The 15,348-nt window shown below is 54.0% G+C and carries 12 protein-coding genes; 9 read left to right on the forward strand and 3 right to left on the reverse strand.

Annotated elements, in window-relative coordinates:
- Positions 1–231: 231 nt before the first annotated feature.
- From BW956_RS18645 to BW956_RS18670, 6 genes are all read left to right on the forward strand, one after another.
- Positions 232–729, forward strand: coding sequence for a phage tail protein (locus tag BW956_RS18645; RefSeq protein WP_076465211.1), 498 nt, complete (start codon positions 232–234; stop codon positions 727–729).
- Between the two features lie 14 nt (positions 730–743).
- On the forward strand, positions 744–1,277 hold the full coding sequence (locus BW956_RS18650; RefSeq protein WP_076465214.1) for a phage tail protein: 534 nt from the start codon (positions 744–746) through the stop codon (positions 1,275–1,277).
- A 21-nt stretch (positions 1,278–1,298) separates the two neighbouring features.
- On the forward strand, positions 1,299–1,805 hold the full coding sequence (locus BW956_RS18655; RefSeq protein ID WP_076465216.1) for a phage tail protein: 507 nt from the start codon (positions 1,299–1,301) through the stop codon (positions 1,803–1,805).
- Between the two features lie 75 nt (positions 1,806–1,880).
- The gene (locus tag BW956_RS18660; RefSeq protein WP_076465219.1) at positions 1,881–5,618 is read left to right on the forward strand and encodes a cadherin-like domain-containing protein; all 3,738 of its coding nucleotides are present in this window, start codon (positions 1,881–1,883) and stop codon (positions 5,616–5,618) included.
- Between the two features lie 149 nt (positions 5,619–5,767).
- Positions 5,768–7,045, forward strand: coding sequence for an O-acetylhomoserine aminocarboxypropyltransferase/cysteine synthase family protein (locus BW956_RS18665; protein ID WP_076465222.1), 1,278 nt, complete (start codon positions 5,768–5,770; stop codon positions 7,043–7,045).
- 162 nt (positions 7,046–7,207) lie between these two features.
- The gene (locus tag BW956_RS18670; RefSeq protein WP_076465225.1) at positions 7,208–8,506 is read left to right on the forward strand and encodes a hypothetical protein; all 1,299 of its coding nucleotides are present in this window, start codon (positions 7,208–7,210) and stop codon (positions 8,504–8,506) included.
- Here BW956_RS18670 and BW956_RS18675 read toward each other — a convergent pair.
- Positions 8,503–9,342, reverse strand: a complete 840-nt coding sequence (locus BW956_RS18675; protein ID WP_076465228.1) for a LysR family transcriptional regulator — start codon at positions 9,340–9,342, stop codon at positions 8,503–8,505. The two genes, BW956_RS18670 and BW956_RS18675, sit on opposite strands and share 4 nt — an antisense overlap.
- 118 nt (positions 9,343–9,460) lie before the next feature.
- Here BW956_RS18675 and BW956_RS18680 point away from each other — a divergent pair, with 118 nt between their 5' ends.
- Positions 9,461–10,507 (forward strand): YeiH family protein, encoded by a 1,047-nt coding sequence (locus tag BW956_RS18680; protein WP_076465230.1) that lies wholly within the window; start codon positions 9,461–9,463, stop codon positions 10,505–10,507.
- A 78-nt stretch (positions 10,508–10,585) separates the two neighbouring features.
- On the opposite strand, the gene can is transcribed toward BW956_RS18680, so the two are convergent.
- Together can and hemE are read right to left on the reverse strand one after the other, a co-directional pair.
- The gene (gene can / locus BW956_RS18685; RefSeq protein ID WP_010323478.1) at positions 10,586–11,248 is read right to left on the reverse strand and encodes a carbonate dehydratase; all 663 of its coding nucleotides are present in this window, start codon (positions 11,246–11,248) and stop codon (positions 10,586–10,588) included.
- A gap of 233 nt (positions 11,249–11,481) precedes the next feature.
- On the reverse strand, positions 11,482–12,546 hold the full coding sequence (hemE, locus tag BW956_RS18690; RefSeq protein WP_010323479.1) for a uroporphyrinogen decarboxylase: 1,065 nt from the start codon (positions 12,544–12,546) through the stop codon (positions 11,482–11,484).
- Positions 12,547–12,701: 155 nt separating this feature from the next.
- Between hemE and BW956_RS18695 the strand changes: the two genes are divergently transcribed.
- Positions 12,702–13,496 (forward strand): helix-turn-helix domain-containing protein, encoded by a 795-nt coding sequence (locus BW956_RS18695; RefSeq protein ID WP_076465233.1) that lies wholly within the window; start codon positions 12,702–12,704, stop codon positions 13,494–13,496.
- Between the two features lie 326 nt (positions 13,497–13,822).
- Positions 13,823–15,313, forward strand: a complete 1,491-nt coding sequence (gene putP / locus BW956_RS18700; RefSeq protein ID WP_076465235.1) for a sodium/proline symporter PutP — start codon at positions 13,823–13,825, stop codon at positions 15,311–15,313.
- Positions 15,314–15,348: the final 35 nt, after the last annotated feature.

The raw sequence follows: 15,348 nt of genomic DNA on the forward strand, positions 1-15,348 counted from the left end.
CATCTGCTCCTAAAATTATTAAACCGTATCGATCAACTTTTCAAAGCTTCTTTATTACTGTATCCAAATAAGATCAAAACCTCACAAAAATGCTCAGAAATAATAAAAGTGCTCAAAAATAATAAAACACAACATTTGAAATTAAGCACTTCTTGTCAGAACATTTGTATGAATGGATAAGTTATTCAGTGTGCTAATCAACACCCGAATAGCAAAGAAGGATTCAGTATAATGTTTGATGAGCCTTACATTGGTGAAATAAGACTTTTTGCCGGTCGCTTGATTCCTCATGGCTGGCATATTTGTAACGGGGCCTTACTGCCTGTCTCACAAAACCCTGAGCTGTTTTCGTTATTGAGTAATCGATTTGGCGGTGACGGCCGGACGACCTTCGCCCTGCCTAATCTCTATGGGCGCATGGTTCAGGGGACAGATGGGGACGCGCCCGGCAGGGTTGGGGGTGAAGCTCACGTCGGCCTCCAGCCAGAACACCTTCCCCCCCACACCCATCACTGCGCCTGCTCTGGAGAACCTGCCAGTAGCCCTATGCCTTCTGGTCATGTGCTGGCTCAAACTAACAACACACTGTATGCGAAGAACAGCTCGGGATCACTACACACGTCGAGTATAACCTCCTCGGGGCTTGGTCATACGCATAATAATACCCAGCCATCATTAGTGCTTTATTACATCATTTCCCTCACGGGCATTTATCCAGCCCATAAATAAAGAGGCTACTTATAATGTCTTTTTCTTTAGCCCTAATAGGTGAAATACGCGCCATTCCCTATTTAAAAAGGCTCACGCCCCCCGACTGGATTCCATGCGATGGTCGCCCTCTTGGGATTGCTCAATATTCAGCACTTTTTGCTGTTATTGGAACTCGCTTTGGCGGCGATGGAGTTTCTACGTTTAAGGTTCCAGACCTGAGAGGACGAGTACCCGTTGGCTGCGGCTCAGGTCCAAACCAGACACCACCGGTGGTCGGTGACAAGTTTGGAACAGAGTCAGAGACCATTGGTTACGCTGAGATGGCACAACATAACCATCAGGTAACAGTGGCTCACTTCCCGGCTCAATCGAATCAGCCTAGTGAAGGCTATCTCGCCGTTAGCAACGAGGCCGTCTATGCCACCCCCCAGGAGCAACCACTGCTAAAGCTATCACCCGGCACTCTTGCTACAGCAGGTGAGGGGCTGTCCCATGACAATATGAGCCCCTCTTTGGCGCTGCGTTTCTGCATTGCTTCCACAGGCCAGTATCCAACACCGGGTTAAACACAAGGAAGGAGTAAAGCTATGGCTGACTTCAGTGTCGGTGAAATACGCGCATTTCCGTACACCTATATCCCCCGGGGCTGGAAAGCCTGCAACGGCGAAGAATTACTCGTATCGCAACATAGGGATCTGTACACCCTTATAGGGAACACTTTCGGTGGAAACGGTCACACGACCTTTAAACTGCCCGATCTTCGCAACCACTGCATCATCGGCGAGGGGCAGGGGCCAGGCTTAGCCAATCGAACATTCGGTAAAAGCACCGGACAGCCAGCAGTAGCCCTGAGCATAGAAGAGATACCCGCCCACACCCATGATTTTCAGGTTGTGAACGCGGCAGCGGATGCGTCCGAACCCAACATGACGAACATGTTATCCGCACAAACTCCAGAGATGATCTACGGAGACTCGAGTGAGGGCGTCCATATGCCCTCAGGGACCATTACCAGCACTGGGCAGGGGCAACCCCATGAAAACTGCCAGCCCTATCTCAGATTGCAGTACTGCATCCTGGTCGGAGTGCCATAAGCCCCATCTTAAAACTGGATAAGCCCTCCGCTAAAACCGCTTGATCTTGTAATCACGAACGCAAAGGAATGAGCCATGGCCGACTACGATACTACCCCCGGAAACATCACCGAGTCTGGCGACTTCGAAGACCTGGTCGGCCCTTCAGGCACCAATGATCGATGGCTGTTTAACGAAGCCGGTATTTACACCTTCATCGGTTCACTTGCCTCCGGCGGCGACAACAGTGACATGATTGACTCTCTCCCTGTCACTTTCGGTAGCTACGCAGGGACAGGCTACTACATAGAGGCTTACAGTATTAGCTTGAGCAATATTGTCATTAATAGCAGCACAGAGTTTTCTATTACCCCCAAAAGCACTACTGGCAGTAGTTTTGTACTCAATACCGCACTTACAGACACGCCTCTCACATATATTTACCCGACATCAGGTGATCACACTATCCGTATTGGGAATGGCACTGTCGTTCTCGACTACACACTGACGCTTCATATTGCTGAACGGCCAGATAACGAAGCACCTAACACGCTCTACCTGAGTGACCAGTCGGTAAGTTATAGCGAAGGTAATCACTATGTGACCGTCGGGACACTGCAAACCAGCGATAGCAACCGCGGCGACAGTCACACCTACTCCCTGGTATCTGGAGCGGGCAGCACCGATAACGGCTTTTTCACCCTCTCCGGCACTAGTCTTCAAGCTATCGACCCCCAGGCCATGGACCCGGGCACTTATTCCGTGCGGGTCCGTACAGAGGATCTTGGCGGACTCACTCGTGAAGAAGCCTTCAGCATCACAGTCATAGACGACATCGCCCCTGAAGTGCAATCCATTACCGCAGCAGAAGGCCCACCAGGCAGTATTGAATACACTGTTACCTTCAACGAGGCCGTACTAACCGTAAGTGCTGACGATTTCACTCTGAATGGAACAGGAAGTGCTGCCGGCAGTATTGCTGAAATCACAGGCAGCGGCACTGCTTTTACCGTCACTGTTAATAACTTGAGTGGCGAAGGTCATCTACGCCTGGATCTGAAAGATGCGAACAATATCACTGACGCGTCCGGCAATAACGCCGAGGCTTTTAACACTGGCAGCAGCATGTACTTTGATACTGTTGCTCCCGTCATCAATGCGTCCAGCATATCGCTAACCGGTGCGAGCGGAATCAATGGCGAATTTATTGTCGGCGATACTATCACCGCGACTTGGGACAACAGCGCCAGCGGCGACAATAATGGAGATGTTGCCTCTGTCACCATGGATTTCTCGGACTTTGGCGGTAACTCAGCGGTGACCGCTTCAAATACAGGAGGCTTTTGGTCAGCCACTTTCGAGGTATTGGAAGGCATACTTGACGCCACCGATCTCAACCTGACCGTGAATGCGACCGACAACTCCGACAACCTGGGTAGCGGCAGCAGTACGGATGTCTCGCTGGATAACGAGTTGCCCCATCCGCCTTCAGCAAACGCGCCGCTTGAAGTATTTGAGAATGCGGGTACTAACACTGTCATAGGGTCGGTTTCGGCAAGTGATGATGATGGCTACAGCTTCAACCTGAGCGACGATGCTGGTGGGCGGTTCAATATCAACAGCACGACGGGAGAAATCACCTACGCAGGCGGCGGACTTGATCATGAAAACAGCCCTGCCATTAGCATCACTGCCACCACAACCGATAATGCCGGTAATACTGCCAACCAAACACTGAACATTGACGTGCTGGACGTTAATGACGCCCCTGCCTTTTTACCGATTGCAGCAACTGGCGACTACACGGAAAACGGCACCGACGCAGATCTGTGGACCGCAAACGGTATTGATACAATTGAAACAGGACAAAGCCTGTTAATGGTAAAACTGTTGGTAGGTGGAGTTATTGATGGCACTGATGAGCACCTGGTTGCAGATGAGCTGTCAGGGCCGATAGAACTCGTCACCGGTACTCAAAGCCTGTCACTCAATGGCCAACCTCTGGACGTCACCATCGTTGACAGTGATTACGATCTGGAAGTTACACTTGAAGCCAGCACCCTGGCGCTTACTGACTGGCAAGGCCTTGTTGAATCTCTGTCCTATCGTCACATCAGTGATGCCCCCACTGCAGGCCCCCGTGAGATCAGTATTGTTTCGATTCAGGATGATGGCGGCACCCTCAATAACGGGAGAGACTTGACCTCTGGTACGAAAGGCACACGTACTTTCGAGGTTCATGTCATCAATGATTCGCCTGTCATTACTGTAAATAGCGGACCCGGCGTTCTCGTCGGCAGAAGCATCACCCTGGATAGCTCTCACCTGAACGCAGATGACCCGGATGATGCCAGTGACCAGCTGACTTACACGCTGGACAGCATACCAGCCCGTGGCACGCTTGCCTTGGATGGCACTACCCTGGACATCGGTGATACCTTTACCCAGCAGGATATCGAGGATGGATTGGTCACCTTTACTGCAGGCGACCTCTCCGGCGAAGCTGCATTTGAACTAACCCTGGCAGATGGTGGAGAAGATGGCGCCACCAACGTCAGTACAACCTTTTCCCTGAGCGTTCGGGTGCCGCCCCCCCCGCCAACTCCAGAACCAGAACCCACGCTTCCGGATATCAACGATTGGGAAAATCTACCCGACCCCGATGCGGATGGTATCCCTGACGAGGTTGAAGATCAGGTAATCTCACCCACCGGTGTTCCGGGTGATGGCAACGGCGACGGAATCGATGATAGCGAGCAGAAGGATGTAACCTCTCTGCCCTTCTTCCCGCAAGGTCAGGAAGGCGAAGATAACCATGTTTTCATTACCCTCACCGGCGGCAGCCTCAATGGCAAATCCACCGGCAGCGGTGTCGAGTTGCTCAATGTGCACCAACAAGACCGGCCTGAGGATGCGCCTGACTCCATGGATATACCATTGGGCATGATTGCGTTCGAAGCGCTGCTCGGCGACGATCGATTTGGCAGCACCCAGACCTTCAGCCTGTATGTGGATGACACTACTGCCGTTAATGGTTTCTGGAAACAGAATAATGAAGGTAACTGGGTGAACCTGGCTTCATCAGACTATGGTGGCCAGGTTGTGCTGGAAGGTAACCGGATGCGCCTTGATTTTCAGCTCACCGACAACGGCGAGTTTGATGCCGACAATTCAGCGAATGGCCGTATTCTTGACCCGGGAGCCCTTGCTTTTAACACGGACACACTCAGTGAGCAGGTTCAAGCGCTGTATATTGCCTATTACCAGCGACCTGCCGACAGCGCTGGGCTTGAATTCTGGACCGATTATCTGAATGACCAGAGCGGCAGCCTGGAACAGATCGTCGATGCCTTTGCCAGCTCCGAAGAGTCCCAAACCCTCTATGGCGAAATTAACGACACCAATGTTAGCCAATTCCTGATCGACCTTTATGGCTCCCTGTTCAACCGCGCCATCGACAGCGAAGGACTGGCCTTTTACCGCAACGCGTTTATAACAGGCGAGTATGAGGACGGCCGTCCTGCCACTGCCGGCAATATGATGCTGGATATCCTGCAAGGTGCCCAGAACGGCGATGCCGAGTTGATTGATACTAAACTGGATGCCGCCCGCACCTTCACCTGGCTGCTGGACCCGGATCAGGATGGTGAGGTCACGGCCACCTACGACGCCAACGACTTAAGTACGGTGAGAGACTGGTTACAGGGTGTCACAGACAATGACTCAGCACCGGGCGTCAGCGGCATTCACAGCCTGATCCGGAATGAAGTGGCTGAGGCAGGTGATCCCATAACACTGGTTGGGAATAACGGGGTCAGTGAACTGTTGCTCTAGCTTTACTAGACCCTAATTCCTGCAACCGCTTTGGCCGGCTTTCTCTCAGAAGGCTGGCCTTGTTTTATCTCAGCTTCACTACTAGGAATAACCCGTATATCTGGTGCTAGAATGCTGTGCACGCAAACAACAAAGAACAAGGACAGAACATGAAACTGGAAACGCTCGCGCTGCACGCCGGTTACGAAACAGATCCGACCACCAACTCGGCTGCCGTCCCCATTTATCAAACCACCTCTTACACCTTTGATGACGCCCAGCACGGTGCCGACCTGTTTGACTTGAAGGTTCCGGGCAACATCTACAGCCGCATCATGAACCCCACCAACGACGTGCTGGAAAAGCGCGTAGCGGCACTGGAAGGCGGTGTCGCGGCACTGGCCGTCGCGTCAGGCATGGCGGCCATCACCTACACCATTCAAACACTGGCCGAAGCGGGTGATAACATCATCTCGACCAGCGAACTGTATGGCGGCACCTACAACCTGTTCGCCCACACGCTGCCACGTCAGGGGCTGGAAGTCCGCTTCGTACAAAAAGATGACTTTGCTGCCCTGGAGAGCAAAATCGACGCTCGCACCAAAGCGATCTACTGCGAGTCTGTGGGTAACCCTTCCGGCGGTATTGCCGACATCGAGAAGCTGGCTGAAATTGCCCACCGTCATGGTGTGCCGCTGGTTGTGGATAACACCGTCCCCAGTCCCTCCTTGTGGCGCCCGATTGAGCAGGGTGCCGATATAATCGTCACGGCTGCGACCAAGTATATCGGTGGCCATGGTACGACGATCGGTGGCCTGATTGTCGATTCCGGCAACTTCCCCTGGGCTGAAAACAAGGAACGCTTCCCGCTGCTGAATGAGCCGGACGTGTCCTATCATGGTGTGGTCTATACCGAAGCCTTCGGCCCCGCCGCCTTTATTGGCCGTGCGCGTGTCGTACCGTTGCGCAACATGGGCGCAGCGCTGTCACCGATGAACGCCTTCATGCTGTTGCAGGGTCTGGAAACCCTTTCACTGCGCATGGAGCGCATCTGTGACAACACTCAGAAAGTCGCCGAATACCTGGAAAACCACCCGGAAGTGGTATGGGTCAATTACGCCGGTCTGGAAAGCCACAAGGATTTCGCACTGGCGCAGAAGTACATGGGCGGCAAAGCCTCCGGTATTCTCAGCTTCGGCCTTAAATCCGGCCGTGAGGGCACACGCAAATTCTACGATGCACTGCAGATCTTCCTGCGCCTGGTAAACATCGGTGACTGCAAGTCACTGGCATCTATCCCGGCTGAAACCACACACCGTCAGCTCAACGACGAAGAATTGAAGTCTGCAGGCGTGTCACCAGAAATGGTGCGCCTGTCTATCGGCATTGAGCATGTGGATGACCTGATTGCCGACCTGGAGCAAGCCTTGCTACAGAGCATCAGCTAAATCATATATGTGAACCTTGGCTTTATCATGATGCTGGGGTTCACATCGCTACCTCAACGACTTATGTTGTCTGAGCAAAGCCACGAAAATGGATTTCGAGGCAAGGGGCTAACGGACTAGCTTGCTCCGTTGTAATAAAAACCACATATCTCTGGTGGTTTCGTGAAACACGTTTTAGTTGCATTACTCATCCTGACGGCTTTCGTCAGTGGTGCATTTTGGCTACTCAGTGATGACAGACTTCATCCAAATATTCAGGCGTTCATCACTCTGACACACCCCTCTGGGGACAGCCGAGCCTTCACATATTTGCTCGGTCTTCAAGCCCCTCAGGGCCAACACCCTGAAATCGCGGGAGAGACGTTACTTACCCAGGTTCGCAAATACGAGAACACAGTCACACTCACCTCGACGGACACCTCTACACATGAAATATACACGGGTGATACATTGTCTCTGCCCGAGCAATCCCGCCATTGCAGTTTCAGTGAAACACACTGTTTGCGTGAACTCTTTGAAACACCCTCACCAACCCAGTCACCGAGCCCAGAGGAGCAGGTGTTATTGGAGCGGTGGCACCAATTCATACAACTCGATGATTACCAGGTACTCACACAACCAGGTCTGTCCGAATACGTACCGCCTTACCTGTACCTGACGGCAGCTAACCGCATATCAATGGTCAACAGCATTCGTCAGGCTAACGCTGGGGATTCCTTATTGGCACGCCAGCAGCTATTGGCAAACATTGCCGCCTTACGATACTTACTAGCCGCAGAAGGGCACTTGATTGGAAAAATGGTCGCTGCCAAGATGATGTCAGACCAGATAGACGTCTTAAATGCTCTGCAACAGCGGTTTGAGCTCCCTCCTGCCCCCCCAATTTTACCGCTCACAGTACCTGAAAAAAGTCTCAGGCTTCCCTTGGCAAGAGAGCTGACGATGATTACAAACCTTTACCAGGAAATGGACTCCGAACCGGAATTATTTGACCCGGATTTACCCATTCCTCCTTGGCTTGCACGGCTGCTATTCAAACCTGCAATCAGCACCAACGCCATGCTCCCCATATATGAATATGTCATCACGGGTTCTGAAATAGATCCTGTGGATTTTATTTCACATGTCCAGCCACACAACATGCCTGTGATCAAAACCAACTGGATTCGTAACCCCGTAGGTACCATCCTTAACCGTGTTGCACTCCCTGATTTACACGTTTATGCCATCGACATGCAGGACTTGGATGTCAAAATTGGCCTTTTTAACGCTTTCAATCAATCCCCATCACATTCAACGCAAAGCGTGTTAAACACGTTCACCAACCCCTACTATCCCGATGGCTCCCCCATGAAGGCCTCGATCGAATCGCACAGAATTTGCGTTCCAGGCCCTGCGAAACGAAATGAGCTCCGTTGCCTTCATGGCTTTTTCAACGATACGAGTGGTAGCCCGAATTAGTCTTGCGCCGGACAGCATTCAAGAAAACGCGCTACTGCGTCGGTATCAGGCCGCTGGCGGTGGCGCAGCAGATACAGTTGGCGTCGGATACTGAGTTCCGGCGCCAGCACCTGTAACTCGCCGCTCTGCAGTGACTGTTGGACTACATGTCGTGACAGACAGCTGACGCCTACCCCCGCCCTGACAGCATTGTGAATCGCTTCAGAGCTACCCAGTTCCAACACTGGCTGTAACGCACCTAATGCCTCGAACAATTCCTGCTCCACCACACTGCGCGTACCCGACCCTCGCTCACGCATGATCCAGGGCAGCTCTTCCAGTCGGGAGTTTTCATAACCGGAAGCCGCAACGATCACCATCTCATCCTGACGCCAGGGTGTCATGACCAGGTCAGGGTGCAACGCCCGCCCCTCGATCAAGCCAAGGTCCAACTCGAACCGGAGCATTCGTTCGGCGATCTCATCGGTGTTGGCGATTTCTACACGCTCACACGGCAGAGCATGACCTGATGCTCCCAACAGACGCGGTAACAGGTAGTTGCCAATTGTGGTGCTGGCTCCAACCTTCAACTGACTGCTTCCCGTGGTGAATAGTGCTTCGGCATCCCGTGCCTGTACCAATAGTGCACGCGCCCTCGGCTGCAAGGCTCTGCCACTGGCGTTTAACACCAATCGCTTGCCGACACGATCAAACAGCTTTTGCCCCAGCCTTGATTCAAGCTCGCTCAATGCATTACTGGCAGCAGACTGGGATAGCGCAACGGCGTCTGCTGCACGGGTCGTGGAGCCGGTTTCAATCACCGCCAGAAAAACTTCCAATTGACGCAGGGACAGCATACGCACCTCGAACCGATTCAAACCTACCTGAAAAACTGGTCAATAATACCAAATCAATCCGTTTTAAACTTATAACCAATCGATTTAAAGTGCACACCTGTTCACGAGGAGGTGCACCATGCCATTACAGCAACGTCTACAAACAGCCAACAGGCTTGCCCAGCTGCTGCCCGGCCTGCTGCTGACATTGAGCCTTAGTCTTGGCGCCTTGCTGCTGGTCCAGCTCCCCCTTCCCTTTGTGGGCATGGTCGGCCCCCTGACACTGGCGATGCTGCTGGCTATTCTGGCAGGTCATCTGGTCGGTGCACGCATCGAAAAACGCAGTGAGGCCGGGCTCCAGTTCAGCCGGCATTTCTTGTTACGTGCCGGCATTATTCTCTACGGCCTGCGTATCAGTTTTGCAGACCTGCAAAGTGCCGGCCTGAATGCGCTTTTGATCGACATGGTGGTTGTAATCGGTATTCTGGCCACTGCTGCTTGGGTCGGTATTCGCTGGCTCAAGCTGGATGCACGCACCGCCGTGTTAATTGGTGCCGGCAGTGCGATTTGTGGTGCGGCGGCAGTGCTGGCAAGCGCGCCGACCATTCGTGCGCGTCAACAGGCGGTTCCTGTCGCCATCGCCACGGTTGTGCTTTTTGGCAGTGCAGCCATGCTACTTTACCCCTGGTTGTTCGCACAGGAGTGGGTTCAGGCCCTGTTTCACAACGGAGATACGGCTTTCGGACGCCTGGTTGGCGCTACCACTCATGAAGTCGCTCAGGTCACCGCAGTTGCCGCCGCTCTGCCCACAGAAGCCGCTCACACCGCAGTTGTTACCAAACTGATGCGCGTCATGCTCCTGGTACCGGTTTTACTGGTCCTGAGCCACCTGTTCAACAAGGGACAAAGCGATAGCAATACACCGGCAAAACTGCCAGCTCCCTGGTTTGCATTGGTGTTTATGCTGCTGCCACTGGTCAACAGTCTGGACCTGTTACCGGAACAACTACTGGCGCTGCTGCATCAGCTGGATCAGCTGTTTCTGGCCATGGCGATGGCAGCACTGGGGTTCGCCACACGACTGAGCGCTATCCGAGCGGCTGGCTGGAAGCCCATGATATTGGGTGCTTTGCTGTTTGCTCTGCTGCTGGTCGGCGGAACAGGCATGACGCTTTTGCTCAGCTAAACGCTCTGCCAAGGCACAAAAAAGCCCCTCTCCTTGCGGATGGGGCTTCTTCAGTGCCAAACCATGGCTCAACTTTTGTTAAGCGTTGTTACGCGTAGACTCCACCCGGGCTATCGCCTGGTTCAGTTCACTTTCGGCGGAGGTGCCTGAATCCGCGCAGAACTCCAGATCAGTCAGGCGACCATTCTCCAAGCTGTACACCCAGCCATGCACACTCAGGTCCTGTCCACGCTTCCAGGCATCCTGCACAATGGTGGTATTACAGACATTGTAAGCCTGCTGCACCGCATTCAGTTCGCACATCATATCTACCTGGGCCGGCGTATCCTGCCAGGGGCCAACCAGCTCACGGTGCTGGAAATAGACATCACGAATATTACGCAGCCAGTTGTCGATGAGACCGTGAGGCTGCTCCTGCAAAGCGGCACGGACACCGCCACAACCGTAGTGTCCAACTACCATCACATGCTTCACTTTGAGCACTTCCACTGCGTACTGCAGTACCGACAGACAGTTCATATCGGTATGCACAACAATGTTGGAGACATTGCGGTGGACAAACAGCTCACCGGGCAGCAAGTCGACAATCTCATTGGCTGGTACACGGCTATCGGAACAGCCGATCCACAGATATTCCGGAGCCTGCTGGGACGCCAGGGTGGGGAAAAATTCCGGGTCCTGCTCATGGATTCGGTCAGACCAGCTACGGTTGTTGTCAAAAAGGTTCGACAGTTTCTTCATGGTTATTCATTCCCCAAATACAACTCAGGCAGCGATGGATCACACCGCTGCCTGGTAGACACTTTCAATCGATGCACTGATGTCGTTGTGTATGGTTTTATGCGGGGCGGTCTTTCGCGCACGGAGTGCGCTCCCACAGTGAGCACCACAACGCGACGACAGGTTTGGAACCTGTAACATCTGTGGGAGCTCGCTCCGCGAGCGAATACTCCTCACAGCAGCTCTGCCCCTAATTACCGGTGGTACTGAGCACTCAGCTCGTGCACCGCATCTACAAATACTTTAGCACTTTCCGGATCGACAAACTGATGGATACCATGGCCCAGGTTGAACACATGACCGTTGCCGGTACCGAACCGGGCCAGAATATCGGCCACTTCGGCACGGATACGTTCCGCCGGTGCGTAGAGCACGCTCGGGTCCATATTACCCTGCAGGGCTACTCGATCACCGACACGACGGCGAGCATCATCAATATTGGTCGTCCAGTCCAGGCCCAGTGCATCAGCACCTGCCTCAGCCATGACTTCCAGCCACTGACCACCATTCTTGGTGAACATGATCACCGGCACACGACGGCCGTCATATTCACGAATCAGTCCTGACACGATTTGCTGCATGTATTTGAGCGAGAACTCCTGATACATCGGGCCGCTCAGCGCACCGCCCCAGGTATCAAAGATCTGCACCGCCTGAGCGCCGCTACGGATCTGCTCGTTCAGGTAATGCGTGACTGACTGCGCCAGCTTGTCCAGCAGTGCGTGCATCACCTCAGGCGTGGCGTACATCATCTTCTTGATGTGGCGGAAATCCTTGCTGGAGCCACCTTCAACCATGTAGGTCGCCAGGGTCCAGGGGCTGCCGGAGAAACCAATCAAGGGTACACGACCAGACAGGGCACCACGGATTTCACTGACCGCCGCCATGACGTAGTCCAGATCACTGGCCGCATCAGGCACCGGCAGCTCGTCTACATCCTTCTCGGTACGCACTACTTTTTCGAATTTCGGGCCTTCGCCCTGTTCGAAATACAGCCCCAAGCCCATGGCATCAGGGATGGTCAGAATATCGGAGAACAGGATGGCGGCATCCAGATCGTAGCGTTCCAGCGGCTGCAAGGTCACTTCGCAGGCCAGTTCACGGTTTTTGCACAGACTCAGAAAGTCACCCGCCTGGGCACGAGTTGCGCGGTATTCCGGCAGGTAGCGTCCTGCCTGACGCATCATCCAGACCGGGGTTACATCCACCGGTTCACGCAGCAGCGCACGCAGAAAGCGATCGTTTTTCAGTTCAGCCATGTCGCCATCTTATCCTGTAGCTAAGTTTGAGATGGCGACATTGTAACCGCTAACGCATTCAATTGCTTTCTACAGGAGTACAGTCTGCACCTTGAACTGTATAATTACTGGGCTAAGGTTAACCCTAACAATGTTTAGCCGGTGATTTGTTCATCATGACACGCAGTACCAAAGTCCTCAGCCTGCCGACCCGCTCCGATAAGCACGATCATGCACATCATCAGCTGGTGTTTGGTCTGGAAGGTGATACCGCATTCGAGCTGGTCGGTCGCAGCCGCGAGGTCCGCATCGGGCATGGCTGTCTGGTGCCTTGCGCCACCGACCATATTTTCAGCGGCCTGGGCGACAACCGTATCGTCGTGATGGACCTGCCCACCGAAAGTCATGACCGTCTGCAGCAGGAAAAAATCGACCGGCTCTTCGATCAGGCCAGCTACTTTCAATGCCCGCCCGATCTTCAGCTGCTGCTGCGCTCGCTCAGCCGGGAGCTTAGACACAATCCTGCCGATACCCTGTTACAGGAAGCCTGCAGCAATACATTGCTCTGCGCCCTGCAACGCCAATTTGACCAGAGCCCGATGGCGCGCCCACAAGGTCGTCTGAATCTGGAATTGCTCGACGACTACATTGACCTCCACATTGACCGTCGTCTGCCAGTGGAAGAGTTGGCAGGCCTTTTCTGCCTCGCCAGCAGCCAGTTCTATGCCCGCTTCCGTGACCAGACCGGTATGACACCCAACCAGTATGTCAGCGAACGTCGACTTCAGGCTGTACGTCAGGCGCTAATGCACGCCCCTGACCCTATTGCTCAGCTGGCATCTCGTTTCGGTTTTTGCAATCAAAGCGCCCTGACTCGGGCCTTCCGTCAACGTTTCGATCTCTCTCCGGCGCAGTTCCGTCGCCAGCGCAACGGTTACGCACCGGAAGATACTGCAAAAGATTCGGAGTAACTGACAAGACCGCTCCACAGTCGCTGTTATTAAATGCTGTTTCTGTGGGCAATTCAGCTCTGTGAATCGGCCATTACCAGCGCCAGGCATGAAAAACGGGTCCCTTTTTTCTGCCGCCGGTAATGGAGAAAACGCGCTCGCTTACTAAAACTGCAGTCGGCGGTATTGGCGCCCGGCTTGAGCTGGGCAGTTCTACCGTCTAACGTAAACATGGGGCGGAAGGGATTCTTCCGCGTCGTTGTCGACCTGTCTCAGCTTCTCTGATTCCACGCATGAGACAGGCGCACAATAAACACCCTTATAAGGGATTGCAGAGAGGCTTTTGCATGATTGAAAATAACTACGCGGTGTACGGCACCTTCATCGTATATCTGATAATGATGCTTGCCATCGGCGTCATTGCCTACCAACGCACATCCAGCTCCTCCGACTACTTCCTGGGCGGCCGCTCCCTTGGCCCCTGGCCCGCTGCTCTGTCAGCCGGTGCTTCCGATATGAGTGGCTGGTTGCTGCTCGGTCTTCCCGGTTATGCGTACGGTTCCGGCATGGAAGCGATCTGGCTGGCCGGCGGCCTGTTGCTGGGTACCTGGGCCAACTGGCGTTTCACTGCCAAACGCCTGCGCACCTACAGCATTGAAGCCGGTGACGCCCTGACACTGCCCGAATATTTTGCCAACCGCTTCCGTGACAATTCGCGCATGCTGCAGGTAATCTCGGCCTTCTTCATTCTGCTGTTCTTCCTGTTCTACACCAGCTCCGGTCTGGTTGCAGGCGGCAAGCTGTTTGAGACCGTATTCGGCCTTGAGTACACCACTGCACTGATTGTCGGCACCATCTGCATCGTCTCTTATACCCTCTTCGGTGGCTTCCTGGCAGTATCCTGGACCGACCTGGTACAGGGCTTGCTGATGGCCGCAGCACTGCTGATCGTTCCGATCGCAGCGATTCAGGCTGACGGCGGCTTCGGCGCCATGTGGAGCGCGATTGAAGCCAAGAACCCTGAACTGCTGACCATCTTCAATGACACCTCTGGTGAGCCGCTGACGTTCATCGCCATCGTGTCTTTGGCGGCCTGGGGTCTGGGTTACTTCGGTCAGCCGCACATCCTGGCGCGTTTTGCTGCTTGCCGCAGCAACGAAGAGATCGGCACCGCACGCCGTATCGCTGTTGGCTGGAGCGGCCTGTCCATGGCCGGCGCCATGCTGGTCGGCCTGGCTGGTATGCTGTTTGTGGAAAACCAGATGGGCGGCGAACTGGGCGATGGTGAAACCATCTTCATGCTGCTGGTTAATGCCATCTTCCACCCGATCATTGCCGGTATCCTGCTGGCCGCGATCCTGGCCGCCATCATGAGTACGGCTGACTCCCAGCTGCTGGTTTCCTCCTCTGCTCTGGCAGAAGACTTCTACAAGCAGCTGTTCCGCAAAGATGCGTCTCAGAAAGAGATCGTCATGGTTGGCCGTCTGGCAGTTATTGGCCTGTCACTCGTCGCCATGTTCCTGGCCTTTGACCCTGACAGCACCGTACTGGGGCTGGTGTCTTATGCCTGGGCCGGTTTCGGCGCAGCCTTCGGTCCGGCACTGCTGATCAGCCTGTACTGGAAGCAGATGACACGTAATGGCGCGCTGGCTGGCATCATTGTCGGTGCAGTGACCGTGGTTATCTGGAAGCAGCTGTCCGGCGGTCTGTTCGACATGTACGAAATCGTACCGGGCATCATCTTCGCGACCATCGCTATTCTGGTTGTGTCCAAAATGGGTGGTGAGCCTGACGCTGAAGTTCAGGCCCAGCATGACCGTATGCTGAGCAAGCTCTAAACTTCCCTCCAAGACCCGGCCCTGCGCCGGGTCTT

Source organism: Marinobacterium stanieri (assembly GCF_900155945.1).
GTDB classification, from domain to species: Bacteria; Pseudomonadota; Gammaproteobacteria; order Pseudomonadales; family Balneatricaceae; genus Marinobacterium; species Marinobacterium stanieri.